Raw genomic sequence first — 1,156 nt, forward strand, 5'->3', positions numbered from 1 at the left:
TGACGATGGTGCCCTGCATGGGGGAGGCGAGGGCGTCGCCGGAGGCGGCGGAGCCGGACTTCTTGGACGCCTTGCGCTTGGGCTTGGCGCCGGCGGCGACCGCGGCGCGCGCCAGCGGCATGCCGAGGGAGGACGGCAGGGAGACTTCCAGGCGCTTGCCGCCGACCTCGACCACGACCGACTCGCGGTTGCTCTCCCCGTCGGCCTCGGCATCGGCCGGGACGGTGAAGGGCTCGATGTCGTTCTTGAACTCGGTCTCGATCCAGCGGGTGTGCACGGCGAACGGGTCCGCGGTGAACGCCTCGTCCTCGACGACGGCACGGTGGAACGGGATCGCGGTGGCCATGCCCTCGACGGTGAACTCCGCCAGCGCACGCCGCGCCCGCTCCAGCGCCTGCGCTCGCGTCGCGCCGGTGACGATCAGCTTGGCGAGCAGGGAGTCCCAGGCCGGGCCGATGACGCTGCCGGACTCCACACCCGCATCCAGGCGCACGCCCGGACCGGCCGGAGCCTCGAACGTGCCGCGGACCGGCGGGTCGTCGTAGCCCAGCTCCTCGCCATCCGCGATGCGGAACATCTCGCGGACCAGGTCGATGCCGGTGACCTCCTCGGTGACCGGGTGCTCGCCTCCTCCACCAGCTTTTGGTGGCGGCGCTGCAGCGAGCAGTCCCGGGTGGAGACGACCACCACGTTGCCGTGCTTGTCGGCCAGGCACTGGGTCTCCACGTGCCGGGCGGTCCAGGTAGCGCTCCACGAAGCACTCGCCGCGGCCGAAGGCGGCGACCGCCTCGCGGACCGCGGAGTCGTAGAGCTCGGGGACCTCTTCGAGGGTGCGGGCGACCTTCAGGCCGCGGCCGCCGCCGCCGAAGGCGGCCTTGATGGCGATCGGCAGGCCGTGCTCCTGGGCGAAGGCGACGCCCTCCTCCGCCCCGGCGACCGGGTCGGGGGTGCCGGCGACCAGCGGGGCGCCGGCGCGCTGGGCGATGTGGCGGGCGGCGACCTTGTCGCCCAGGTCACGGATGGCCTGCCCCAGGGCGTATGCCTCATCCGCGGCAGTCCGGGTCGGCGTAGACCGCTACGCTCCCGATCCCGGCGTCCCGGCATGCCCGGGCCACGCGGACAGCGATTTCGCCACGGTTGGCGATGAGCACCTTGC

The 1,156-nt window shown here is 73.4% G+C and carries 1 pseudogene; it reads right to left on the reverse strand.

Features of this window, described 5'->3' with window-relative positions:
• A pseudogene (locus tag IG84_RS43040) lies at positions 1–1,156 on the reverse strand (ATP-binding protein); the annotation flags it as partial.

This window comes from Streptomyces ochraceiscleroticus (assembly GCF_000720485.1).
GTDB lineage: Bacteria > Actinomycetota > Actinomycetes > Streptomycetales > Streptomycetaceae > Streptomyces > Streptomyces ochraceiscleroticus.